The following is a 24466-nucleotide window of genomic DNA, read 5'->3' as shown; positions in this document are numbered from 1 at the left end:
TTGTCCGTTATTTTGGAATACGTAAAACCTGGCCAGGATAGATCTTATCAGGATGCGAGAGCATTGGCTTATTCGCTTCGAAAATCTTGTTATATTCGTTAGCGTTGCCGTAAACCTGTTTGGAAATTGCGCTCAGGGTGTCGCCTTTTTTCACGGTATAAAGCTCGGACTCGGCCGCGCTGTCTGTCACGGTGACGTTGTCTTCGACTTTCGTGATGCCTGCCACGTTACCTGCCGCGATCAGAATCTTCTCTTTCAGCTCCTGAGAGAGGCCGTCGCCGGTCACGGTCACCGTATCGCCATTGACCTTCACGTCAACCTTGTCACTGTCAGGCAAGCCGAGCTTGTTGATGTGATCCTGCAGCTTTTTATTCTGGTCATCTCCGCCATTCACGGCATCCCAGAGTTTTTCGCCGGCTTCTTTCACAAAGTTAAACAGACCCATACAACCTCCAATGTGTTAGTGGAAAATTTTAATTGTAGCCCTTAAAGCGTAGTCCCTTTTGCCGCAGACGAAATTTAGCCGTGTTTATCCTGCGATGAGAAGCCGGTGAAAGGCACGGAAGAGATTTTGTTGATTCGCAGTTCGCGCTACACTGTCAGGCCCATCACTCTCGCGTCAGGAAACGTCATGCATTGCCCATTCTGCTCCGCTGTGGACACCAAAGTGATTGATTCTCGTCTGGTTAGTGAAGGCTCCTCGGTGCGCCGCCGCCGCCAGTGTCTGATGTGTCATGAACGCTTCACCACCTTTGAGGTGGCGGAACTGGTGATGCCACGCGTGGTGAAAAGCAATGACGTGCGCGAACCCTTCAATGAAGACAAAATGGCCAGCGGGATGATGAAAGCGCTGGAGAAGCGTCCTGTCAGCGCCGATGCGGTTGAAAGCGCCGTCAACCATATTAAAACCCAGCTGCGCGCCACCGGCGAACGCGAGATCCCCAGTAAGCTGATTGGCAATCTGGTGATGGATGAGCTGAAGAAGCTCGATAAAGTCGCCTATATTCGCTTCGCCTCGGTTTACCGCAGCTTTGAAGATATTCGTGATTTTGGCGAAGAGATCGCCCGGTTACAGGATTAAAGTATGGATGAACGTTATATGGCACGCGCGCTGGAACTGGCGCGACGCGGCCGTTTTACGACGATGCCGAACCCCAATGTCGGCTGCGTGATTGTGCGCGATGGCGAAATAGTCGGTGAGGGCTGGCATCAGCGCGCCGGTGAACCGCATGCAGAAGTCCACGCGCTGCGCATGGCGGGTGAGAAAGCGCGTGGCGCAACGGCTTATGTCACGCTGGAACCCTGCAGCCATCATGGCCGCACGCCGCCCTGTTGTGATGCGCTGATCGCCGCGGGCGTTACCCGTGTTGTGGCCGCCATGCAGGACCCTAATCCGCAGGTCGCGGGGCGTGGACTGCACCGTCTGCAACAGGCGGGCATTGAAGTCAGCCACGGGCTGATGATGCCCGAAGCCGAAGCGCTTAATCGCGGCTTCCTGAAGCGGATGCGGACCGGCTTTCCCTGGATTCAGCTCAAGCTGGGCGCGTCACTGGATGGTCGGACGGCCATGGCCAGCGGCGAAAGCCAGTGGATAACCTCGCCAGCTGCCCGCCGTGATGTGCAGCGTCTGCGTGCGCAAAGCGCCGCCATCCTCAGCAGCAGCGCGACGGTGCTGGCGGACGATCCCTCCCTGACGGTGCGCTGGTCTGAACTCAATGCAGAGACGCGGTCTCTGCTCGATGAGCAGCAGTTGCGTCAGCCAGTGCGCGTGATTATCGACAGCCAGAATCGCGTCACGCCGCAGCATCGCCTCATTTCGCAGCCGGGTGAAACCTGGCTGATGCGTCATCAGCCGGATCAGCAGAGCTGGCCCGCCGATGTGACGCAAATCGCCGTGCCGCTGCGCGGACAGCAGCTGGATCTGGTCGCGATGATGATGCTGCTGGGAAGGCAACAGATTAACAGTGTCTGGGTTGAAGCGGGTGCCACGCTGGCCGGTGCGCTGTTGCAGGCCGGACTGGTCGATGAACTGATTGTTTATCTGGCACCTAAGCTGTTAGGTCATGAAGGACGCGGCCTGTGTCAGCTGCCGGGACTCAGCCAGCTGGCCGACGCGCCTGCGTTCCGTTTCAGCGATGTCCGGCAGGTCGGTGACGATTTACGCCTGACCCTGACACCACAATAACACGGTCGGAAAAGCGAGAGCACGCCGCCCAAGAGTATGATAGAATCCGCCCCCCTGCGCGGGGCTAACCAAACCCCTGAAAGGATAAGTATGAAAGTTATCGAAGCTGCTGTTGCAACGCCTGAGGCCAATGTTGCCATCGTTATTGCGCGTTTTAACAACTTCATTAATGACAGCCTGCTGGATGGCGCAGTTGATGCCCTGAAACGTATCGGCCAGGTCAAAGATGACAATATCACCGTAGTCTGGGTGCCTGGTGCTTACGAACTGCCTCTGGCAGCCCGTGCGCTGGCAAACTCCGGCAAATATGATGCGATTATCGCACTCGGCACCGTCATTCGTGGTGGCACTGCCCACTTCGAATATGTGGCGGGTGAAGCCAGCTCCGGTATCGCCAGCGTGGCCATGAACAGCGACATTCCCGTCGCGTTTGGCGTGCTGACCACTGAAAGCATCGAGCAGGCCATTGAGCGTGCCGGCACCAAAGCGGGTAACAAAGGTGCTGAAGCGGCTCTGACTGCGCTCGAAATGATCAACGTATTGAAAGCCATTAAAGCCTGATTTTTGTAAGGGGAATTTTGTGAAACCTGCTGCTCGTCGTCGCGCCCGTGAGTGCGCTGTTCAGGCGCTTTACTCCTGGCAGTTGTCGAATAACGACATTGCCGATGTGGAATACCAGTTTCTGGCGGAACAGGACGTCAAAGACGTCGACATTACCTACTTCCGCGAACTGCTGTCCGGTGTGGCGACCAACAGTGCGTATCTGGATGGACTGATGAAGCCCTATCTGTCGCGTCAGCTCGAAGAGCTGGGCCAGGTAGAAAAAGCGATCCTGCGCATCTCGCTGTATGAGCTGAGCAAACGTAATGATGTGCCTTATAAAGTGGCCATCAACGAAGGGATTGAGCTGGCGAAAGTCTTCGGTGCCGAAGACAGTCATAAATTTGTTAACGGCGTGCTGGATAAAGCCGGTCCACAAATTCGACCCAATCGCAAATAAACAAAAAGGCCGGCTTGCCGGCCTTTTTTCATGAAGGGTTAAGCGGAACGCAATTATGTCTTGTGGTGAATTTGAACTCATCGCACGCTATTTCAACCGCAGAACACGCAGCCGCCGTGATGTCGAACTCGGCATCGGTGACGATTGTGCGTTACTTAGCGTGCCGGAAAAACAGACGCTGGCGATCAGCACCGATACCCTGGTCGCGGGTGTGCACTTCTTACGGGATATCCATCCTGCCGATCTGGGTTACAAAGCCCTGGCTGTGAATCTCAGCGACCTTGCTGCTATGGGCGCCGATCCCGCGTGGCTGACGCTGGCTCTGACGCTACCGCAGGTCGATGAGAGCTGGCTCTCTGCCTTCAGTGAAAGCCTGTTTGAACTGCTGGAATATTACGATATGCAGCTGGTGGGCGGCGATACCACGCGTGGCCCGCTGAGCCTGACGCTGGCGATTCACGGTCTGGTGCCGCAGGGCCGCGCCCTGAAGCGTTCCGGTGCGAAGCCGGGCGACTGGATCTTCGTGACCGGCACGCTGGGTGACAGCGCGGCGGGTCTGGCGCTGCTGCAGCATCACTGCCGTATCAGCGATCCGGCGGTGCATGAAGCGCTGATTAAACGTCATCTGCGTCCGATGCCGCGCATTCTGCAGGGTCAGGCACTGCGTTCGCTGGCCTCTTCGGCAGTGGATATTTCCGACGGTCTGATTTCCGACCTCGGCCACGTGCTGAAAGCCAGCGGCTGCGGCGCACGGGTGAATCTGGATGCGCTGCCGCTGTCGGCAGCGCTGCGCGACCACTTCGAGCCTGAGCAGGTATTGCGCTGGGCGCTGAGTGGCGGCGAAGACTACGAACTCTGCTTCACCGTGCCGGAAGTGAATCGTGGCGCGCTGGATGTGGCGCTGGGTCATCTGGGCGTGCCTTATACCTGCATCGGACAGATGGCACCGGAGTCGGAAGGCCTGACGCTGCTGGATAACGGCAAGCCCGCCACATTACGCCATAAAGGGTTTGATCACTTTGATACTTAATAACGACGTGGCGAAAAGCCGCCTGCGGATGAGCAATCCGTGGCATCTGCTGGCGACCGGTTTCGGCAGCGGATTAAGCCCGGTCGTACCGGGCACCATGGGGTCGCTGGCGGCCATCCCATTCTGGTGGCTGATGACCTTTCTGCCACAGGATCTCTATTCGCTGGTCGTGCTGGTCGGTATCTGCGTCGGCGTTTATCTCTGCCATCGCACCGCCAAAGATATGGGCGTACACGATCACGGCAGTATTGTCTGGGATGAGTTTATCGGCATGTGGATTACGCTGATGGCGATTCCGGTTAACAGCTGGCAATGGGTGTTGGGCGGCTTTGTGCTGTTCCGTATTCTGGATATGTGGAAGCCATGGCCGATTCGCTGGTTTGACCGCAATGTGCATGGCGGCATGGGCATCATGGTTGATGATATTATTGCTGGTGTGATTTCCGCAGCCATGCTCTATGGCATTGGGGTCTGGCTGGCGGCTTAACGGTCGGGGCTGAATGCCTGATAAGAGGTGACGCCCGGGCAGGGCGTCACGTTGGTACTTACTCGAATCCGACCGCCTGATGCGGCTGATAGACCTCTTCCAGCAGGGCAATCTCTTCGTCACTCAGCGTGACATCCACTGCTTTCACCAGATCCTCAAATTGCTCAGCACGCGACGCGCCAATAATCGGTGCCGTAACGGCAGGCTTACTCAGCAGCCAGGCCAGCGCCACCTGGGCCCGCGTCACACCTTTACTTTCTGCCACCTGCGCCAGACGCTCTGCAATGACCGCATCATTCTCTTCGGTCTTGTCATAGAGCTTTGCCATCACCTGATCAGAGGCGGAACGCGCGGTGTTCTCACCCCACGGGCGGGTCAGCTTACCGCGTGCCAGCGGACTCCAGGGCAGCACGGCGATCTGCTCTTTCAGGCAGAGCGGATGCATTTCACGCTCTTCTTCGCGCTGAATCAGGTTGTACTGATCCTGCATGCTGACAAAGCGATGCCACCCCTGTTCCGACTGCATCTGTAACGCCTGAGCAAACTGGCTGGCGTGCATCGATGAGGCACCGATATAGCGGGCTTTGCCAGACTGCACGACATCATGCAGCGCTTCCAGCGTCTCTTCCAGTGGCGTGTCGTAGTCCCAGCGGTGAATCTGCAGCAGGTCAACATACTCCATGCCGAGACGCTGCAGGCTGTCATCAATCGACTGCAGGATATTCCTGCGCGACAGACCCTGAGACAGATTGGTCAGCGGGAAATAGACTTTAGTGGCGACCACAATCTCTTCGCGGCGGGCAAAATCTTTCAGCGCCCGGCCCAGGATCTCTTCACTGCTGCCATCGGAGTAGCTGTTGGCGGTATCAAAGAAGTTGATGCCCGCGTTCAGCGCCTGCTGGATCAGCGGACGGCTGCTCTCTTCCGGTAGCGTCCAGGCGTGGTTACCGCGCGTTGGCTCGCCATAGGTCATACAACCCAGACAGAGGCGCGACACCTGCAGATCGGTGGTACCCAGTTGAATCGTTTTCATGGTGGAGGCTCCTGCGAAAGTGCAAAGGTTACAGCATAGCAGGATGTTGCGCTCCCCAGGGGGGAGCGCAGAGAGGGGAGGTTACTGCGCCAGCCAGCGGGCGATCTGTTGCTGAATGCCTTCGGCGTCCAGCAGATAGTCATGACGCACTTCATCCTGCGTACCCTGTGGGATGAACTCATCGGGCAGGCCGATATTCAGCACCGGCACCGCCAGACGTTTTGCCATGATAAATTCATTGACGCCACTGCCCGCACCGCCTTTGATTGCGCCTTCTTCCAGCGTAATCAGTGAGTCGTGCGTGGCGGCAAGTTCGGCGATCAGCGCCTCATCCAGCGGCTTCACAAAGCGCATATCGACCAGGGTCGCATTCAGCGCTTCTGCCGTGGCGGCCGCTTCCGGCAACAGTGTACCGAAGTTCAGAATCGCCAGCTTTTCACCCTGACGTTTCACGACCGCTTTACCCAGCGGCAGACTCTGCAGCGGCGCCAGTGGGGTACCGACACCGGTGCCACGCGGATAGCGCACGGCACTTGGGCCAGCCTGGTGGTGATAGCCGGTGTAGAGCATCTGCCGACACTCATTCTCATCGCTCGGGGTCATGATCACCATATCCGGCACGCAGCGCAGATAGGCGAGGTCAAACGCGCCTTGGTGAGTCTGACCGTCCGCACCCACAATACCACCGCGATCGATAGCAAACAGGACCGGCAGTTTCTGGATAGCGACGTCATGAATCAGCTGATCGTAGGCGCGCTGCAGGAACGTCGAGTAAATGGCAACAATCGGTTTGTAGCCGCCAATCGCCATACCGGCCGCGAAGGTCACCGCGTGCTGCTCGGCGATCGCGACATCGAAATACTGATTCGGGAATTCACGGGAGAAGGCCACCATGCCGGAGCCTTCACGCATCGCCGGCGTAATCGCCATCAGCTTCGGATCGTCGGCGGCCATTTCGCACAGCCAGTTACCGAAGATTTTAGAGTAGCTCGGCAGACCTTCCGCGCTTTTTGGTAGTTCGCCAATCGCCGGGTCGAATTTGGGTACGGCGTGCCAGGCAATCGGATCTTCCTCTGCCGGGGCGTAGCCTTTGCCTTTCTTCGTCATGATATGCAGGAACTGCGGCCCTTTCAGGCTGCGCATGTTGCTCAGCGTATTCACCAGCGTCAGTACATCGTGACCATCGACCGGACCGATATAGTTAAAACCCAGCTCTTCAAACAGCGTGCCCGGCACAACCATGCCTTTCAGATGCTCTTCGGTGCGTCTTACCAGCTCTTTAATCGGCGGCAGGCTGGTCAGCACACGCTTACTGCCTTCACGCAGTCGCGCGTAAGTTTTACCCGACAGGATCTGCGCCAGACGGTTGTTCAGTGCGCCGACGTTTTCGGAGATCGACATCTCGTTGTCGTTGAGGATGACCAGCATGTCCGGCTTGATATCACCCGCATGGTTCATCGCTTCAAACGCCATGCCTGCGGTAATCGCGCCATCGCCAATGATACAGGCGGTGCGACGGCCCTGGCCTTCACGTTCTGCTGCTGCTGCCATGCCGAGACCGGCACTGATGGAGGTCGATGAGTGACCGACGCTTAAGACGTCATATTCACTTTCGCCGCGCCACGGAAACGGGTGAACGCCATTTTTCTGACGAATGGTGCCGATGCGATCGCGGCGACCGGTCAGAATTTTATGCGGATAAGCCTGATGGCCCACATCCCAGACCAGATGGTCGAAGGGGGTGTTATAGACATAATGCAGTGCAACCGTCAGTTCGACTACGCCCAGACCCGACGCAAAATGGCCGCTGGAGCGGCTTACACTGTCTAACAGATACTGACGCAGTTCATCACACAGCGCAGGCAACTTCTCTTTTGGCAGGGCGCGCAGCTCCTGAACCGTGTTTGCCAGCGCCAGTGTCGGGTATTTAGCAATATCAAAACTCATCAGAGACTCATTATGGAAGTTATTTGTCGCGTTCAATTATGAAGCTCGCCAGCGCCTGCAGTGCTGTAGTGTTATAAGAGTGCGCAGCGAGCAATTCTAAAGCATCAAGAGCTTCCTGATACAAATCCCGCGCTTTTGCACGGGCATTTTCAAGGCCTAACAGTGAAGGATAGGTGCTTTTCCCCAGATCCTGATCGGCACCCTGGCGTTTTCCGATCACCGCCGTATCCCCCACCACATCCAGAATGTCGTCCTGCACCTGAAACGCGAGGCCGATAGCCTCTGCGTAGCGGTCGAGCAGTGGCAGCGCTTCACGGCCCGCATCGCCTGCCGTTAACGCCCCTAACCGTACCGCTGAGCGGATCAGCGCGCCGGTTTTATGGCGATGGATCTGTTCCAGCTGGTCGAGATCGACCGATTTACCTTCTGCCGCTAAATCCAGCGCCTGTCCGCCACACATTCCGGCTACGCCGCTGGCTTTAGCCAGTTCGGAGAGCATCAGCAGACGATATTCGGCGCTGACACCCGGCATCGCTTCATCGGCCAGAATAGAGAAGGCCAGCGTCTGCAGGGCGTCGCCCGCCAGAATCGCCGTGTCTTCGCCATATTTAATGTGACAGGTTGGCTGCCCGCGACGCAAAGCATCATCGTCCATCGCAGGGAGATCGTCGTGAATCAGAGAGTACGCATGAATGCATTCAACCGCGGCGGCGGGCGCATCCAGACTCGCCGGGTCGGCGTGGAGCATTTCACCGGTAGCGTAGACCAGAAAAGGACGCAGGCGTTTACCGCCTAATAATGCCCCATAATGCATGGCATTCACCAGAGGAGAACTCTGAAAAGGAAGTGGCTCTATAAAACGCGTCAGCGCGGCGTTCACCTGCTGCTGATAAACGTCGAGTAATCGGGCGAAATCCATTAGTCGTTTTCCGGCGTGAAAGCAGTGAGGTCGGCATCTTTATCATCGTTCAGCAGAATACGGACCCGCTGTTCAGCCTGCTGCAGCGTCTGCTGGCCATTCCGCGCCAGCTGCACGCCGCGCTCAAATTCGTTCAGGGCTTCTTCCAGCGGCAGTTCACCACTTTCCAGACGGCTGACAATCTGCTCCAGCTGCTGCAATGACGTTTCAAAGCTGGCTGGCTGTTCGGCTTTTTTCGGCATATTTCGTGTCGACTCACGGTTGGGACATTATCTCGCAATCGGTCATGGTAGCTGAGACCCTATGATTAGCAAAATAATCAATGCGGCGGCTGATGAAGAAGCAGTCACCTGACAAAGGTGATATACTCCCGCGCCTCGGATGCGGTTGCGCCATGCAGCCCGCAATTTTGTGATTTTACCAGCTAAGTGCCGCCTGTTTTAGCACTTATTTGCCCAACGAAGCTGTGTCGCCATGAAGTTTATCATCAAGTTATTTCCTGAAATCACCATCAAGAGTCCGTCGGTGCGTTTGCGCTTTATCAAGATTCTTGCCAGCAATATCCGCAACGTCCTGAAAACCGTTAGCGACGAAATCGCCGTTGTGCGTCACTGGGATCACATTGAAGTGCGGTCAAAAAATGCAGCGCTGGGAGAGATTATTCCCGATGAGCTCGCGCGCATTCCCGGTATCCATCACGTTTTAGCGGTTGAAGATCGTGAGTACACCGATATTCATCACATCTTTGAACAGACGTTAGCGCAGTATCGTGACAGTCTGGAAGGGAAGAGCTTCTGCGTGCGTGTTAAGCGTCGTGGCAAGCATAGCTTCAGCTCGCAGGATGTGGAGCGCTATGTGGGCGGCGGTCTGAATCAGCATATCGAAAGCGCCCGCGTGCAGCTTAAACATCCGGACGTGACGGTGAATCTTGAAGTTGAAGAGAATCGCCTGACGCTGGTGACTGCGCGCTACGAAGGCCTCGGCGGTTTCCCGATTGGCACGCAGGAAGATGTGCTGTCGCTGATTTCCGGTGGTTTCGACTCCGGTGTCTCCAGCTATATGCTGCTGCGTCGCGGCAGCCGCGTGCACTACTGCTTCTTTAACCTGGGCGGTGCCGCGCACGAGATTGGCGTCCGTCAGGTTGCGCACTATCTGTGGAATCGTTTTGGTCGTTCGCACCGGGTGCGCTTCGTGGCGATCAATTTTGAGCCGGTAGTGGGGGAGATCCTCGAAAAAGTGGATGACGGCCAGATGGGCGTGGTGCTGAAGCGCATGATGGTGCGCGCGGCCTCGACGATTGCTGAGCGCTACGGCGTGCAGGCGCTGGTCACCGGTGAAGCGGTAGGTCAGGTGTCGAGCCAGACGCTGACCAACCTGCGTCTGATCGATAACGCGTCCGATACGCTGATTCTGCGTCCGCTAATCTCGCATGACAAAGAGCACATCATCCGGATTGCCCGTGAAATCGGCACCGAAGATTTCGCCAGCACCATGCCGGAATATTGCGGCGTGATCTCTAAAAGCCCGACCGTGAAGGCGGTGAAAGAGAAGATCGAGGCGGAAGAGCAGAATTTCGACTTCACGATTCTGGATCGGGTCATCGAAGAAGCGACTAACGTCGATATCCGTACCATCGCTGAGCAGACAGAAGAGGAGGTGGTGGAAGTTGAGACCGTCGCCCTGCTGAGCGAGAACGACGTGGTGCTGGATATCCGCTCTATCGATGAGCAGGAAGAAAAGCCTCTGACGCTGAACGCTACGGAAGTGAAATCGCTGCCGTTCTACAAACTCAGCACACAGTTTGGCGATCTCGATCAGAACCGCACCTGGCTGCTCTACTGCGATCGCGGTGTGATGAGCCGTCTGCAGGCGCTCTATCTACATGAGCAGGGCTTTAAGAACGTTAAGGTTTACCGCCCGTAGTCACGTCTCAGAGCCAGTCAGCACCTGTTCAGGGCTGACTGGCTGCCTCTTTTTAAGCCTTTTTTTTAATCCTGATAGTCATAAATGCCGGGCGCCAGCACCAGCTGTGCGGCCACCTCGCGCGCCATCTCTTTTCCCACCAGCAGATCAATCAGCTTCAGCGCAAAGTCTATTGCTGTGCCAGGCCCCTGGCTGGTCAGCAGATTGACACGCGGATCCCACACCACCCGGCGCTCCATCCACTGACCTGCCGGAATAGTCTCTTTTAAGCCGGGAAAGCCGGTCATGTTACCGACCGGGAAGAGATCGTGGGGGATCAATACGGTGCCTGCTGCGGCGCATATCGCGGCGACAATTTTCTCATTGAGGTGAAACTGACGCACCGTTTCGACGAGCAGCGGACTGTCACGGAAGGTTTCAGCCCCTTTCAGGCCACCGGGCAGAACGATGGCGGCGAAGTCATTGTCGGCGACTTCAACCAGCGTGACGTCAGCCAGCAGGCGAACACCGCGTGAGCAGACGATCTCCCGGCTGCCATCGCTTTCGACGCTGGCGGTGACAACCTTTAGCCCGGCCCGAACCAGCAGGTCGATGGTGGTGACAGCTTCGGTTTCTTCACTGCCATGTGCCAGGCAAACCAGCACCGATGCGTTCGCGGTCATAATGGGACTCCTTGCGTTTTACAATGTCATACAGACGGGTGTTCTCCGTCAGCACCATGCCGTGCGTCCGGGCGCGGCGCAGCAGAAAGCCGCTGATATAGTCAATTTCGGTGAGCCGCTGGGCGCGAATGTCCTGCAGCATCGAAGAGGTGTTGGCCGCAGTGCTTTCGATCACGTCGAAGATGATGTCCTGCAGGCTGTCGCTGGCAACGTTCTGGCCTTCGCGCTCCATGACCCAGCTGATCTCTTCGCACAGTTGCGCGATCTGCTCCGGATACGCGCGCAGTGCGCCGTTCTGGCACTCATACTCCACGCTGAGCGGGTTGATGACGCAGTTAACGGCCAGTTTGCGCCAGCAGGCCGCGCGGATGTTGTCATGCCAGGCCACATCGGGCAGGGCATGGTGCAGGATGTCGGCGAGATCGCTGTAAGCCGCGCTTTTGCGATTACCGGGGCCGATGTGGGTGATGCCACTGGCAATGTGTTTGATGACGGTGCCATCGCGCATCGCCGCATGGGTTGTAACGCCGCGCAGCAGCGGCTGAGTCAGCCCTTTCAGCTCCTCCAGCGTCCCCATGCCGTTGTGCAGCAGCAGCACCGGGCAGTTTTCCGACAGCACGCTTTCCAGGTTTTTCACCGCAGGCGAGACCTGCGGGGCTTTGAGCGTGACCAGCAGCAACTGGCTTTCCGCCAGGAACAGCGGATCGTTGGCGATAAAGGTGCGGTTCGATATGTTGCCCTGAGGATCAACCACATTGGCTGAACAGTAGGGCTGCGGTACGCGCAACCATCCCTGCACCTCATGTCCCTGGCGGGCCAGCGCTGTCAGCCAGACCTGACCCAGAGCACCGCAACCTAACACGGTAATTTTCATGCTGCCTCCCGCTGGCGGGCTATCCATCTGTTATTTACTGTCACACTTATTATAGCGTCGTGTGCAGCCTGATTTTATTTAGCACCTTAAGACGCGTATTATGCATGTCACTTTAGCGTCAGGAGAAGAAGAGATGCCATCTTTCGATATCGTTTCAGAGGTCGATCTGCAGGAAATTCGCAATGCGGTGGAGAATGCCAACCGTGAAGTGTCTACCCGCTTCGATTTCCGCAACGTGAGCGCCGAGTTTGAGCTCAACGAAAAGAATGAAACCATCAAGATCACCAGCGAGTCTGATTTTCAGGTTAAGCAGCTGGTCGATATTTTGCGTGAGAAGTTGCTGAAGCGCGGGATCGAAGGCGGAGCCTTAGAGGTGCCGGAAGAGATTGAGCACAGCGGCAAAAGCTGGGCGGTCGATGCCAAACTGAAGAAAGGCATTGAAAGCGATGTGGCGAAGAAGCTGGTGAAGCTGATCAAAGACAGCAAGCTGAAAGTGCAGACCCAGATTCAGGGTGAAGCGTTGCGTGTGACCGGCAAAGCGCGTGATGATTTGCAGGGCGCGATGGCGATCGTGCGCGGCAGCAATCTGGGGCAGCCGTTCCAGTTTAAGAACTTCCGCGATTAAGGGGGGCAGGTTGAGTTTTCTCAGTCTGAATGCAATGACAGGAGACCCGGCTTAGGCCGGGTTTTTTGTTGTTGTGCTTGAAGTCGTCTGGATGATGGCGTTTTGGCTCAGGGAGCCTGTGCCTTTCGCAAAGACGCAAAAGCGCCATCCATGGCGGCTCAGCGCGAGCGATTACGCACCTCATCCCTGAGGTGCGCCCGTTGCCGGGCCAACGCGTTGCGTTGTTCAAAAACGCTCCCGGCGTTTTTGTCCCTGGCCCGCTATGCTTTGCTACAGGCACAGGCTCCCATCGCTTTAGGCTGGTTAGTGGTCTGTAAGAAGGATTGTGCGGGGTGATATGATCAGAAACTTAAATGCGGGTGAACCTGGCAGCAACTCAAAAGCTTAGGGGCGCAGGGAACACGGGCAGAAGAGGAAAGCGTCCCGCGCCAGGACGGCGCGGGCCGAGCGTGCCATGGATGGCGGGTTTTGCGACTTTCCGATCTGACCGTGTTCCCTGAGCCGGCTCGATCTAACAGCGAAACGGGCTAACATTGCCTAACTGATCAAGATGGTATCCTGAGCCAGCTCGATCTCACCGCGAGCACGGCAAACTGGCCTTTTATTAGCAACTCCCCAGCAGCGCTTCCAGCTCAGGTCGGCTGGTGACCTTGCTATCAATTTTGATATACGCGCTTTTCTCTTCCGGCACGATAAACACGGAGTTTACCCCCGGCTGCGCTTTCAGTCGCTGCTCCAGATTTGGCACAGCAAGGGCAGCATCACTCAGCACGATGCGCAGGCTGCTGACATAAGGCGGCTCCTGCATGGTCATGCTGACAAACAGCCAGGCCGCAGCCACCATCGCGCCAACCAGGAACACGGTCTGCGCATCGAAATGACCAAACACCCAGCCACCCATGCTGCCACCAACGGCCACGCCCAGGAACTGGCTGGTGGAGTAGATCCCCATCGCCGTCCCTTTGTAGCCAGCAGGCGACTCTTTACTGATCAGCGAAGGCAGAATGGCTTCCATCAGATTGAAGGCGAAGAAGAAGAGCTGAACACCGACTACCAGCGTCCAGAAATGACCTTCTGCACCCCACAGCACGATCTCCGCAATCACAATCATCCCGACGCAGCCGACAAACACGCGCTTCATTCGGCGCTTCACTTCGGCATAAATGATGAACGGCACCACGCCAGCAAAGGCGATCAGCATGGTGGAGAGATAGACTTTCCAGTGCTCCGGCGCCGGGAATCCGGCCTGTTCAAACTGTCCTGGCAAGGCGACAAAGCTCGACATCAGGAGAACATGCAGACAGAAAATACCGATGTTGAGCTTCACCAGACGCGGGTTAGCCATCACTTTGCGGAAGCTGCCTTTTACCATGCCCGATTCACGGTTCAGTACATGATGGGACGCAGACGGCACCACCAGCAGGGTAATCACGATGCCCAGCGACGCCAGAATCGCAATCATCCAGAACAGCGCATGCAGGCCCAGAGCGTGAGTCACAATCGGGCCGACCACCATCGCAATCGCGAAAGTCACGCCGAAACTGATGCCGATAAACGCCATCGCTTTAGTGCGGTTCTGCTCACGGGTTAAATCGGATAACAGGGCCATTACGGCAGCGGCTATCGCCCCTGAACCCTGCAGCGCACGGCCCAGAATAATGCCCCAGATGGAGTCGGTGCAGGCAGCGATAACGCTACCCAGAACAAACAGCAACAGTCCGCCAACGATCAACGGCTTACGGCCGATGCGATCGGAGAGCAGACCAAAAGGAATCTGAAATATTGCCTGGGCAAGGCCATAAATGCCAATTGCCAGGCCGATTAAGGTTTCACTCGCGCCCTGTAATGCCATGCCATAAGTGGTCAGTACCGGCAGGACCATAAACATTCCCAGCATGCGCAGGGAAAAGACCGTACCGAGGCCCCATGTGGCGCGCAGCTCCACCGGAGTCATTTTATTATCGTTCATTCCAACCTCTGTTAATGTGCTGCATTTATTCTAGGTGGCGGGGCAGGGCGGGTAAAACAATAGTTTTTAAGCAGTGGTAACAAAAAGAAAGGGCGCGATAATCGCGCCCTTTTCATGCTGTATCGGTGCCGGTTACCAGACGTAAGTCAGCAGGTCCTTCGAGGCCGGAGCCAGCGAATCTACCGACATCATCACGCTCAGCGCGGTGATGGTCACGATAGAGAAGACGAACACTTTACGTGCCCAGACACGGTCATCTGCGGTTTTATAACCCGATAACGCCATGCCCAGCCACCAGACGCTGACCGCAGCGGCCACCACCAGATATTTGTAGCCCGCGTAGCCTCCCAGCGTCAGCATCAGCGTGGCAATCATAAACGCCAGGATATAGAGCGTAATATGATTCTTCGCCACGGAAATGCCTTTCACCACTGGCAGAACCGGGATGTTCGCTGCCTGATAATCTTTAAAGCGGAAGATAGCAATCGCGTACGAATGCGGCATCTGCCACAGGCTAAAGATCGCCAGCAGGATTAACGCGCCAGCATCAAACTGGTTGGAGACTGCGCAGTAGCCGATAACCGGCGGCGCAGCACCCGACAGACTTCCAATCAGCGTGCCGTAAACGGAATTACGCTTCATATAGAGACTGTAGATGCCCACGTACACCACGAAGCCCATCACCGCCAGCCACATGGCCAGCGGATTAGCACCGAAGTAGAGCAACGCAAAGCCAGCAATACCCAGCACAGTGGCATAAACCAGGCTTACTTTCGCGGAGATGAGGCCTTTTACCAGCACCCGATTCCTGGTTCTCTCCATCTTGATGTCAATGTCGCGGTCGATCACGTTGTTGAAAACACAACCCGACGCAACCACCAGTGACACGCCCACCAGGGTGTAGAGAAACAGGGCGTAATCCGTGTTGCCTTTGGAAGCCAACAGGAATCCGCCGATCACAGAAATTAAATTCCCGAAAATAATTCCTGGTTTTGTAACTTGCAGGTATTGCTTAAACATTACGCGTGACTCTTTAGTGAGGCATCATGTTGTAGTTGAGGTTCCACATGATCCACAGTGAGCCCACTACGACAATCAGGATGATGATGGCCGAGAAAACAATGGCTACCATGTTCCAGCCACCCTCAGATTTGCTGTCTAAGTGCAGGAAGTAAACCAGGTGAACCAGCACCTGGATTACCGCACAGACCAGAACAACACCGAGGATAGTACCGTGAGATGCACTGCCATCCATTACCATCCAGAACGGGATTGCCGTCAGGATGATAGAGAGGATGAAGCCGATCATGTAGGACTTCACGCTACCGTGTGAAGCGCCATGTTCGTTAACAGAATGACTCATTACATGGCTCCCATCAGGTAAACAACGGTGAAGACGCAAATCCAGACCACGTCCAGGAAGTGCCAGAACAGGCTCAGACACATGATACGGGTGCGGTTAGTCGCGTTCAGGCCACGTTTAGAAACCTGGAACATCAGAACCAGCATCCAGATCAGACCTGAGGTCACGTGCAGACCGTGGGTACCGACCAGCGTAAAGAAGCCAGACAGGAAGCCACTGCGATCCGGACCAAAGCCTTCAGCAATCAGGTGATGGAATTCATAGATTTCCATCCCGATGAAGCCCAGACCAAACAGGAAGGTCAGCGCCAGCCAGCCGATAACGGCACCTTTTTGCTCCTTGTTCATGGAGATAACAGCCATGCCGTAAGTGATCGAACTCAACAGCAGCAGGGCGGTTTCTACCAGAACAAACGGCAGCTCAAAGATATCTTTACCTGCCGGGCCACCGGCAGTGTTGTTGACCATGACGGCATAGGTCGCAAACAGGGTTGCGAAGATAATGCAGTCACTCATCAGGTAGATCCAGAAGCCAAAGACTTTATTGGCTCCTGCATCGTGATGCCCATGCTCCGCATGGGCGTCGTGGTGATGTTTAATCAGAGTTTCAGTTGACATTATTTCAGACCTGCTTTGCTGATTTCGTCAAAGTGCTGGTTTTCAATCTTCTGAACTTCAGCAACCGGAACGTAGTAATCCACGTCTTCGTCGAAGCTCTTCACGATCCAGGTAACGATCATGCCGAGGAATGAAAGACCCGCCATCCACCAGATATGCCAGATCAGCGCGAAGCCCATTACAGTAGCGAATGCGCAGATGACAATTGCAGCACCACTGTTTTTCGGCATATGAATCTCTTCATAAGATGCCGGCTGTTTGTACGCTTCGCCTTTCTCTTTCATTTCCCAGAATGCATCACGCTCATGCACGTGTGGGATGACAGCAAAGTTGTAGAACGGAGGTGGTGAAGAGGTTGCCCACTCCAGCGTACGACCGCCCCACGGGTCACCTGTCACATCACGGTTCTGATCGCGATCACGTACTGAAACGTAGAACATGGTCAGCTGACACAGGATACCCATTGCAATCAGACCCGCACCGACCGCAGCAACCACCAGAAGAGGGTGGAACTGTGGATCGATATCCTGGCTCAGACGACGGGTCATACCCATGAAGCCCAGTGCGTACAGCGGCATAAAGGCAACGAAGAAGCCAATGATCCAGAACCAGAATGCGCGCTTACCCCAGGTTTCGTTCAGGGTGAAGCCGAAGGCTTTCGGGAACCAGTAGGTCACGCCCGCCATACAACCGAAGACAACACCACCGATGATAACGTTATGGAAGTGTGCAATCAGGAACAGGCTGTTGTGCAGAATAAAGTCAGCGCCCGGAACGGCCAGCAGTACGCCGGTCATACCCCCTACAGAGAAGGTTACCAGGAAGCCAACGGTCCACAGCATGGCAGAGTGCATCTGAATGCGGCCCTGATACATGGTGAACAGCCAGTTAAAGATTTTAACCCCGGTCGGAATCGCGATGATCATCGTCATGATACCGAAGAAGGCGTTAACGTTGGCACCTGCACCCATGGTGAAGAAGTGGTGCAACCAGACGATAAACGACAGCACGGTAATGGCGATGGTCGCCCACACCAGTGAGGTATAACCAAACAGACGTTTTTTGGAGAAGGTCGCGGTAATTTCTGCGAACACACCAAACACCGGCAGTACCAGGATATACACTTCCGGATGGCCCCAGACCCAGATCAGGTTGACGTACATCATCATGTTCCCGCCCATTTCATTGGTGAAGAAATGGAAGCCGAGATAACGATCAAGGGTCAACAGCGCCAGGGTCACGGTCAGAACCGGGAACGCAGCGATGATCAGGACGTTGGTGCACAGCGCGGTCCAGGTAAAGACCGGCATTTTGAACAGGCTCATGCCCGGTGCACGCATCTTCAGGATGGTCACGAAGAAGTTAATACCGGTTAAGGTCGTACCAATACCTGAGAGCTGAAGGCTCCAGATCCAGTAATCGACCCCGACCCCGGGACTGTACTCCGCGCCGGAAAGCGGCGGATACGCCAGCCAGCCGGTCTGTGCGAACTCGCCCACACCCAGAGACAGGTTAACCAGGATCACACCGACCGCAGTAAACCAGAAGCTCAGGTTGTTCAGGAACGGGAACGCAACGTCACGTGCACCAATCTGCAACGGAACCGCGATGTTCATCAGGCCAACCACGAACGGCATCGCCACGAAGAAGATCATAATCACGCCATGCGCGGTAAAGATCTGGTCGTAGTGGTGCGGTGGCAGAATGCCCGCTTCACCGGCCGAAGCCATCACCTGCTGGGTACGCATCATAATGGCATCAGCGAAACCACGAATCAGCATGACGAATGCCATGATGATGTACATGATACCCAGGCGTTTGTGGTCGACTGACGTCAGCCATTCAGACCACAGATATTTCCACTTACCAAAATAGGTGAGCGCAGCAACCAGGGCCGCACCACCTATCAGGATAGCGGCAACCGTAACCATGATAATCGGCTCATGGTACGGCACTGCATCAAGTGTTAATTTTCCGAACATCGTATTATTCCTCGGCTCCCGCGGAAGCGGCGTGACTCATGTCCATACCTTCATGCTGTGGCATGTCCATTTTCCCGTGGCTCATCTTGAACTTGTCGATGACTTGCATAAACAGTTTCGGATCAGCTGAAGAGAAATATTCCACCGGGTGATTTTCGCTTGGCACAGCCACTTTCTCGAAATCATCCATAGTAGTCAGCGTGTTAGGGGCTGCTTTAACTTTAGCCACCCACTGCTGGAATTCCGCATCGTCTTTAGTCGCAATGGCTTTGAACTTCATGCCAGAGAAACCACGACCACTGAAGTTCGCAGAGATACCGTCGAAAGTTCCCGGCTCATTCGCAATCAGATGCAGCTTGGTCTGCATACCAGCCATCGCATAAATCTGGCTGCCGAGCGTTGGGATGAAGAAAGAGTTCATGACGGAGTTAGACGTAATCTTGAAGTTCACCGGAGTATTTGCCGGGAAGGCAATCTGGTTCACAGTCGCAATACCCTGCTCCGGGTAAATGAACAACCATTTCCAGTCCAGTGCAACCACATCGATCTCAACCGGTTTCACATCAGATTGCAGCGGTTTGCTGGGCTCCAGTGCGTGGGTCGATTTCCAGGTCAGTACGCTAAGGAAGAGAATGATCAGGATCGGAATGGTCCAGACCACGGCTTCCACTTTATTAGAGTGTGACCAGTTAGGGCTGTACTTCGCATTCGTGTTGGACGCCCGATACTTCCAGGCAAACACCACGGCCATCAGGACTGCGGGAATCACGACGATCAACATCAGGCCAAAGGCAGTCAGTATCAGCGAACGTTGCTCCAGTGCAATCTGTCCTTTGGGATTTAACAATGCACTATCGCAGCCACTCATTAATAAAGTGCCTGCAATTAATGACAAAATCCCCAAACTTTTATTGTATTTACTGAGTCTCATTTAACGACCTCAATGACAAAGGGCTCTATTGTCGTTTAAGTGTGCGCGCATTTTACGGGAAGGTTTATGCAGTGTAAACCAGCTTAAGGATGTGTCAGATACGTGTTGACACCTTTTGCTAAGGGTGTCACAGATGTTGCGCCAGGTGACAAATAATTAACGCAGACAAGCAGTTGGCATCAATATAACAAAAACCAATGGAAGTAACCGTAAAAAAATCAGGGAAAGGAATAACCCTTACTTTTAACTCCCAATTATTTAACAAGTCTGTATCATTTGCGCGATGAAATTTAACTAAAGTAATTGCTCACCGGTTTTTAGTATTTCCGCTACGCCTCCTCAGGTCATATTCTTATTTTTAAAAAATAACACGCGATGATAAATGACGGCGACTTATCCGGTTGCCAGAAAATAAGCCGCAGCCCGTTAACCTATCGATTTTACTTAAGCGTCTGATGCGGGCAGCACCGGCGTTTTTTTCAGCGCCCGGTAGTCCAGCAACACCCCTGCAAGCACCGCCAGTAAGGAGAGGGTCATGCCCAGCTCAAACAGGCGGGTGAGCAGCGGGGCCAGCGCAGTCAGTCCCAGTGCATTCAGTACCAGCGCAACCAGCCAGAGCGCCAGTACGCCGCATCCGGCTGCAAACAGACGATGAGTCCAGCGATAACCATGAGGATAGTAGCTTCGTGTGAGGAAATTGCCACTTTGCTCGACCTGATTAAGCGTCTGGCGGCAAAAAGCCAGCAGCACCAGGCCCGGCAGACCGGCCATCACCGTAAAGGCATAAAAAGTCGGCCAGCCCCAGAGCTCTACCAGCCAGCCCGCGGCCGGGCCGACATAGACCCGGCCAACGGCTGACAGTGCCGACAACAGGGCAAACTGGGTCGCTGAGAACGATTTATTGCATAGCGTCATCAGCAACGCGACAAAGGCCGCGGTGCCCATGCCCCCGCAGAGGTTTTCCACAAAGACAGCGCTGGCCATGCTCCACAACTGTTTGTCGGTCACCGCCAGCAGCCAGTAACCAAAGTTCGAGACCGCCTGAAGTACGCCGAAAATCAGCAGCGCCCGGAACAGACTCAGGCGCTGCATCAGCACGCCGCCATAGAGCGCCCCGATAATGGTCGCCAGCAGGCCCAGCGTCTTGTTGACCAGGCCGACATCACCGGCATTAAAGCCGACGCCGCGAATCAGGAAGGTGGTAGTCAGCGAGGCGGCAAAGGCATCGCCCAGCTTGTAAAGAATGATCAGGGTAATCAGCAGCCAGGCGTTGTTGCGCTGAAAGAAGTCTTTCAGCGGATCGACAACCGCCTGACGCAGCGAATGAGGGGTGGAGATGCGCGTGTCCGGCTCGCTTGCCATCAGCGTCGCGATAATGCCCGGCACCATCATCAATGCCATCAGCCAGTAGGTCGCCTGCCAGCCCAGATAGCGGTCAGCCAGCCACAGCGCCAGCCCGCCTGAAATCAGCATCGCCAGTCGATAACCCAGCACGGTGATCGCCGCGCCGCTGCCACGCTCTTCTGGCGGCAGGATGTCGGTTTTCCAGGCGTCAAAAACAATGTCCTGCGAGGCGGAGCAGAAGGCGATTAACACCGCCAGCGCGGCCATCAGGGTCAGATCGCGGCCTGGCTGCAGAAAGCCCATCGCGAAAATCCCGGCCACCAGCGCCAGTTGACTGAGCAGCAACCAGCCGCGACGGCGTCCCAGAAACGGCGGCGTATAGCGGTCCATCATCGGCGACCAGAGAAACTTAAAGACATAGGCCTGACCGACCAGCGAAAAGAAGCCGATGGTTTTCAGATCGACATTTTCCACCGTCATCCACGCCTGCAACGTGCCCGATGTCAGTGCCAGCGGCAGTCCGGAAGCAAAACCGAGAAGCAGTAAGACGGCGGCGTTTTTCTGGCTGAAGAGGCGAAGGTAGTGGTTCATGCGGATCCTGCAGATAACAAAAAGCCCTGCGCAAGGCAGGGCAGAGGAGAGACGGTATTAACGGGCGTTCTGCTTGATGAAGTCGTTGACGCTGGTGTCCTGCGCCATATCCGCGATCACATCGCTCATGGTGGAGTTAACCGCGTTGGTAATCTTCTGGTTATTGGCGTTGAACGCGCCTTCTACGCTGTAGGTCTGGCGGTAGTTTTTAACCTGTTTGTTGCCGTTTTTCGCGGTCGCAATGATGGAGATGTCCGCTTTGGTGGTGATGCTGTAGCGCACATTACCCTGCGTCACGTCAGCATAGAGATTGTTAACCACAATCTGCAGATCAACCGCACCATTAGGTCCAACCATGTAACCGCGAGCCGTCATCTGCTTCTCCAGCACTTCCTGCAGCAGGAAACGCAGATCGCGCGAAGGGGTTAAGGTCACTAACTGACCATCACGGTTCACTTTTGCCAGCGCCTGATCTTTACGCTGGTCGGCACCGTTGATGCTGACAGTCACGCCCATCAGGCCCGGATCCTGCTGTGGCAACTGAATTTTAGGCTGAATAGTCAGGGTATTATTGCTGGTTGCACAGCCGGCTAAAATGAACGCAGCCAACAGTGGGAATAACAGTTTTTTCAACATACTTTTTCTCGTTGGTGTCAGGGGGTTGGTTTGCAAAAACTGGAGGCATCATAGCATTGCCCGGCAGTGAAAAAAGCCCTGTTGCCGGGGAAATTGTGTCTGAAACCGTTTTAAGCCCTTTCTCTGACAGGCCGGTTTGCTGTTCGTTTCAGCTGCGTTATTATGCGCGCCGGAAGCGGGCTGACATAAAATGCAATATTTAGCGTCCGCTGACGGGTAAGCGCATTAAAAGCGACTAAGATTGAATGAGATGGGGCACCGCGCTCGCCATTGAGGAGTAATAGCCATGATCCGCGAACAAATAGAAGAAAAGCTGCGCGTGGCGTTTCAGCCAGCTCATCTGGAAGTGCATGACGAAAGCTACCGGCACAACGTTCCTGCCGGATCAGAAAGTCACTTCAAAGTGGTCATTGTCAGCGACTGCTTTGCGGGCCAGCGCTTTCTGGCGCGTCATCGACTGATTTATGGCGAACTGGCGGCTGAATTAGCGGGCAGCGTCCATGCCTTAGCCCTGCATACCTACACCCTGAAAGAGTGGGAAGGGTTGCAGGATACCGTCCTGGCTTCGCCTAACTGTCGTGGTGCCGGAACACTCGCCTGACCTCCCTTCATCTAAACGGCCTGCGGGCCGTTTTTTCCGTTATTTAGCGAAAAACGCGATCCCTGGCTCAAAAAAGCAGCAAACCTGCTGAAAAGTGGTGAGTTAGCGTCCTCGACTCATTCCAGCGATGCCGCTATAATGCTGCGTCTATTTTTCCGGAATGTCTTCGGGACGCTTCTGGTAACAGGGATCAGGTTCTCTTCACGGAAGCCGTCCCGGTTGTTGGATACGGCGCATTTCACTATGTGTGGTGTCTGAAGTTGACCGAGCACGTGATTTTTTGAGGTAACAAGATGCAAGTTTCTGTAGAAACCACTCAGGGCCTGGGCCGTCGCATTACGATTACTGTTGCAGCTGACAGCATCGAAAGCGCAGTAAAAAAAGAACTGGTTGACGTTGCCAGGAAAGTCCGTATCGATGGTTTCCGTAAAGGCAAAGTGCCGATGAACATCGTTGCGCAGCGTTACGGCGCTTCTGTCCGTCAGGACGTGCTGGGCGAGCTGATGACGCGCAACTTCGTTGATGCCATCATCAAAGAAAAAATTAATCCGGCTGGCGCACCAAACTACGTGCCAGGCGAATACAAAGAAGGTCAGGATTTCACCTACGCGGTTGAATTCGAAGTTTATCCGGAAGTTGAGCTGAAAGGCCTGGAAAACATCGAAGTCGAAAAACCTGTCGTTGAAGTCACTGATGCTGACGTTGATACCATGCTGGACACGCTGCGTAAGCAGCAGGCCAACTGGATCGAAAGCGACGCTGCTGCAGGTCCGGAAGATCGTGCCACTATCGATTTCAACGGTTCAGTAGATGGTGAAGAGTTCGAAGGCGGCAAAGCCTCTGATTTCGTTCTGGCCATGGGCCAGGGCCGTATGATCCCAGGCTTTGAAGAAGGCGTTGTGGGTCACAAAGCGGGCGAGACTTTCACTATCGACGTGAAATTCCCGGACGACTACCACGCAGAAACCCTGAAAGGGAAAGATGCGAAGTTCGAAATCGTGCTGAAGAAAGTTGAAACGCGCGAACTGCCAGAGCTGACTGAAGAGTTCATCAAACGTTTCGGCGTTGAAGATGGTTCCGTTGCCGGTCTGCGTACTGAAGTGCGTAAGAACATGGATCGCGAGCTGAAAGGCGCTATCCGTAACCGCATCAAAACTCAGGCGATCGACGGTCTGGTTGAAGCCAACGAAATCGACGTGCCAGCTGCGCTGGTTGACAGCGAAATCGACGTTCTGCGTCGCCAGGCTGCACAGCGTTTCGGTGGCAACGAACAGCAGGCGCTGGAACTGCCACGCGAACTGTTCGAAGAGCAGGCTAAACGCCGTGTTGTTGTTGGCCTGCTGCTGGGCGAAGTTATTCGTACCCACGAGCTGAAAGCTGACGAAGCACGCGTAAGCACGATGATCGAAGAGATGGCTTCTGCGTATGAAGATCCGCAGGAAGTGATCGAGTTCTACAGCAAGAATAACGAGCTGATGAACAATATGCGCAACGTTGCGCTGGAAGAGCAAGCGGTTGAAGCGGTCCTGGCGAAAGCTAAAGTGACCGAGAAAGAGACCAACTTCCAGGAACTGATGAATCAGACCGCTCAGGCCTGATCACGCATTTAACCGTCTGTGCTAAGCCCGTGACTGAAAAGTCGCGGGCTTTTTTGTGTTTTGCGTACATAACGCCACTCTTCGCTGCTATTTGTTTAATTAATCGGCAAATTATTCACGCATCGCTTTTTCGAGGTTAGCGAACAGGG

The 24466-nt window shown here is 55.1% G+C and carries 25 protein-coding genes; 10 read left to right on the top strand and 15 right to left on the bottom strand.

Annotated features, from left to right (window positions below; all coding sequences use genetic code 11):
• Window positions 1-7 precede the first annotated feature (7 nt).
• Window positions 8-445 carry a peptidoglycan-binding protein LysM gene (gene lysM, locus PU624_RS18245; protein WP_283546098.1) on the bottom strand — a complete coding sequence of 146 codons (438 nt, stop codon included), beginning with the start codon at window positions 443-445 and terminating at the stop codon, window positions 8-10.
• Window positions 446-631: 186 nt separating this feature from the next.
• On the opposite strand from lysM, the gene nrdR reads away from it, so the two are divergent.
• The 6 genes from nrdR to pgpA all read left to right on the top strand — a co-directional run bounded on the left by nrdR (window position 632) and on the right by pgpA (window position 4702).
• Entirely contained in the window at window positions 632-1081 is a 450-nt protein-coding gene (nrdR, locus tag PU624_RS18240) for a transcriptional regulator NrdR (RefSeq protein ID WP_009091750.1), read from the top strand.
• Window positions 1082-1084: 3 nt separating this feature from the next.
• Complete coding sequence (ribD, locus tag PU624_RS18235; protein ID WP_283546097.1) at window positions 1085-2185, top strand: bifunctional diaminohydroxyphosphoribosylaminopyrimidine deaminase/5-amino-6-(5-phosphoribosylamino)uracil reductase RibD; 1101 nt, start codon at window positions 1085-1087, stop codon at window positions 2183-2185.
• Window positions 2186-2275: 90 nt separating this feature from the next.
• Window positions 2276-2746 (top strand): 6,7-dimethyl-8-ribityllumazine synthase, encoded by a 471-nt coding sequence (ribH, locus tag PU624_RS18230; RefSeq protein WP_136196561.1) that lies wholly within the window; start codon window positions 2276-2278, stop codon window positions 2744-2746.
• A 19-nt stretch (window positions 2747-2765) separates the two neighbouring features.
• Entirely contained in the window at window positions 2766-3185 is a 420-nt protein-coding gene (gene nusB / locus PU624_RS18225) for a transcription antitermination factor NusB (RefSeq protein WP_010255372.1), read from the top strand.
• A 55-nt stretch (window positions 3186-3240) separates the two neighbouring features.
• Window positions 3241-4215, top strand: coding sequence for a thiamine-phosphate kinase (thiL, locus tag PU624_RS18220; protein WP_283546096.1), 975 nt, complete (start codon window positions 3241-3243; stop codon window positions 4213-4215).
• A 28-nt stretch (window positions 4216-4243) separates the two neighbouring features.
• On the top strand, window positions 4244-4702 hold the full coding sequence (gene pgpA, locus PU624_RS18215; RefSeq protein ID WP_283548025.1) for a phosphatidylglycerophosphatase A: 459 nt from the start codon (window positions 4244-4246) through the stop codon (window positions 4700-4702).
• Between the two features lie 58 nt (window positions 4703-4760).
• Here the strand turns inward: pgpA and PU624_RS18210 are convergent, their stop codons facing one another.
• The 4 genes from PU624_RS18210 to xseB form a co-directional block, all read right to left on the bottom strand.
• Complete coding sequence (locus PU624_RS18210; RefSeq protein ID WP_283546095.1) at window positions 4761-5735, bottom strand: aldo/keto reductase; 975 nt, start codon at window positions 5733-5735, stop codon at window positions 4761-4763.
• 81 nt (window positions 5736-5816) lie between these two features.
• Complete coding sequence (dxs, locus tag PU624_RS18205; RefSeq protein ID WP_090963267.1) at window positions 5817-7682, bottom strand: 1-deoxy-D-xylulose-5-phosphate synthase; 1866 nt, start codon at window positions 7680-7682, stop codon at window positions 5817-5819.
• A 19-nt stretch (window positions 7683-7701) separates the two neighbouring features.
• Window positions 7702-8601 (bottom strand): (2E,6E)-farnesyl diphosphate synthase, encoded by a 900-nt coding sequence (ispA, locus tag PU624_RS18200; protein WP_283546094.1) that lies wholly within the window; start codon window positions 8599-8601, stop codon window positions 7702-7704.
• Window positions 8601-8843 (bottom strand): exodeoxyribonuclease VII small subunit, encoded by a 243-nt coding sequence (gene xseB, locus PU624_RS18195; protein WP_013356982.1) that lies wholly within the window; start codon window positions 8841-8843, stop codon window positions 8601-8603. The genes ispA and xseB overlap by 1 nt, the downstream gene beginning before the upstream one ends.
• A gap of 232 nt (window positions 8844-9075) precedes the next feature.
• Between xseB and thiI the strand changes: the two genes are divergently transcribed.
• Window positions 9076-10524, top strand: coding sequence for a tRNA uracil 4-sulfurtransferase ThiI (gene thiI / locus PU624_RS18190; RefSeq protein ID WP_283546093.1), 1449 nt, complete (start codon window positions 9076-9078; stop codon window positions 10522-10524).
• A gap of 65 nt (window positions 10525-10589) precedes the next feature.
• Here thiI and yajL read toward each other — a convergent pair whose 3' ends face one another.
• Together yajL and panE are read right to left on the bottom strand one after the other, a co-directional pair.
• Window positions 10590-11186: a protein deglycase YajL gene (yajL, locus tag PU624_RS18185; RefSeq protein WP_283546092.1), complete on the bottom strand. Its 597-nt coding sequence runs from the start codon at window positions 11184-11186 to the stop codon at window positions 10590-10592.
• Entirely contained in the window at window positions 11140-12060 is a 921-nt protein-coding gene (gene panE / locus PU624_RS18180; RefSeq protein WP_283546091.1) for a 2-dehydropantoate 2-reductase, read from the bottom strand. The genes yajL and panE overlap by 47 nt, the downstream gene beginning before the upstream one ends.
• Window positions 12061-12193: 133 nt before the next feature.
• On the opposite strand from panE, the gene PU624_RS18175 reads away from it, so the two are divergent.
• Window positions 12194-12685, top strand: a complete 492-nt coding sequence (locus tag PU624_RS18175; RefSeq protein ID WP_003852530.1) for a YajQ family cyclic di-GMP-binding protein — start codon at window positions 12194-12196, stop codon at window positions 12683-12685.
• A gap of 604 nt (window positions 12686-13289) precedes the next feature.
• Here PU624_RS18175 and PU624_RS18170 read toward each other — a convergent pair.
• From PU624_RS18170 to PU624_RS18135, 8 genes are all read right to left on the bottom strand, one after another.
• A complete protein-coding gene (locus tag PU624_RS18170) occupies window positions 13290-14654 on the bottom strand; it encodes an MFS transporter (RefSeq protein ID WP_283546090.1) in 1365 nt (454 codons plus the stop codon).
• A 132-nt stretch (window positions 14655-14786) separates the two neighbouring features.
• On the bottom strand, window positions 14787-15674 hold the full coding sequence (gene cyoE / locus PU624_RS18165) for a heme o synthase (protein WP_283546089.1): 888 nt from the start codon (window positions 15672-15674) through the stop codon (window positions 14787-14789).
• Window positions 15675-15687: 13 nt separating this feature from the next.
• Complete coding sequence (locus PU624_RS18160; protein WP_008924889.1) at window positions 15688-16017, bottom strand: cytochrome o ubiquinol oxidase subunit IV; 330 nt, start codon at window positions 16015-16017, stop codon at window positions 15688-15690.
• Window positions 16017-16634, bottom strand: coding sequence for a cytochrome o ubiquinol oxidase subunit III (locus PU624_RS18155; RefSeq protein ID WP_013356987.1), 618 nt, complete (start codon window positions 16632-16634; stop codon window positions 16017-16019). Before PU624_RS18155 ends, PU624_RS18160 begins: the two co-directional genes overlap by 1 nt.
• Window positions 16634-18616, bottom strand: a complete 1983-nt coding sequence (cyoB, locus tag PU624_RS18150) for a cytochrome o ubiquinol oxidase subunit I (RefSeq protein WP_090963254.1) — start codon at window positions 18614-18616, stop codon at window positions 16634-16636. The genes PU624_RS18155 and cyoB overlap by 1 nt, the downstream gene beginning before the upstream one ends.
• A 4-nt stretch (window positions 18617-18620) precedes the next feature.
• The gene (cyoA, locus tag PU624_RS18145) at window positions 18621-19547 is read right to left on the bottom strand and encodes a cytochrome o ubiquinol oxidase subunit II (RefSeq protein ID WP_179896785.1); all 927 of its coding nucleotides are present in this window, start codon (window positions 19545-19547) and stop codon (window positions 18621-18623) included.
• Between the two features lie 444 nt (window positions 19548-19991).
• A complete protein-coding gene (gene ampG, locus PU624_RS18140) occupies window positions 19992-21482 on the bottom strand; it encodes a muropeptide MFS transporter AmpG (RefSeq protein ID WP_283546088.1) in 1491 nt (496 codons plus the stop codon).
• A gap of 57 nt (window positions 21483-21539) precedes the next feature.
• Window positions 21540-22118: a lipoprotein gene (locus tag PU624_RS18135; RefSeq protein WP_275768240.1), complete on the bottom strand. Its 579-nt coding sequence runs from the start codon at window positions 22116-22118 to the stop codon at window positions 21540-21542.
• Between the two features lie 286 nt (window positions 22119-22404).
• Between PU624_RS18135 and bolA the strand changes: the two genes are divergently transcribed.
• Together bolA and tig are read left to right on the top strand one after the other, a co-directional pair.
• Window positions 22405-22719 (top strand): transcriptional regulator BolA, encoded by a 315-nt coding sequence (bolA, locus tag PU624_RS18130; protein ID WP_008924895.1) that lies wholly within the window; start codon window positions 22405-22407, stop codon window positions 22717-22719.
• Window positions 22720-23012: 293 nt separating this feature from the next.
• Window positions 23013-24317, top strand: coding sequence for a trigger factor (tig, locus tag PU624_RS18125; protein ID WP_283546087.1), 1305 nt, complete (start codon window positions 23013-23015; stop codon window positions 24315-24317).
• Window positions 24318-24466: the final 149 nt, after the last annotated feature.

The organism is Pantoea sp. Lij88 (assembly GCF_030062155.1).
In the GTDB taxonomy this organism is placed as follows: Bacteria; Pseudomonadota; Gammaproteobacteria; order Enterobacterales; family Enterobacteriaceae; genus Pantoea.
This window is presented reverse-complemented; position numbering and strand designations above follow the sequence as displayed.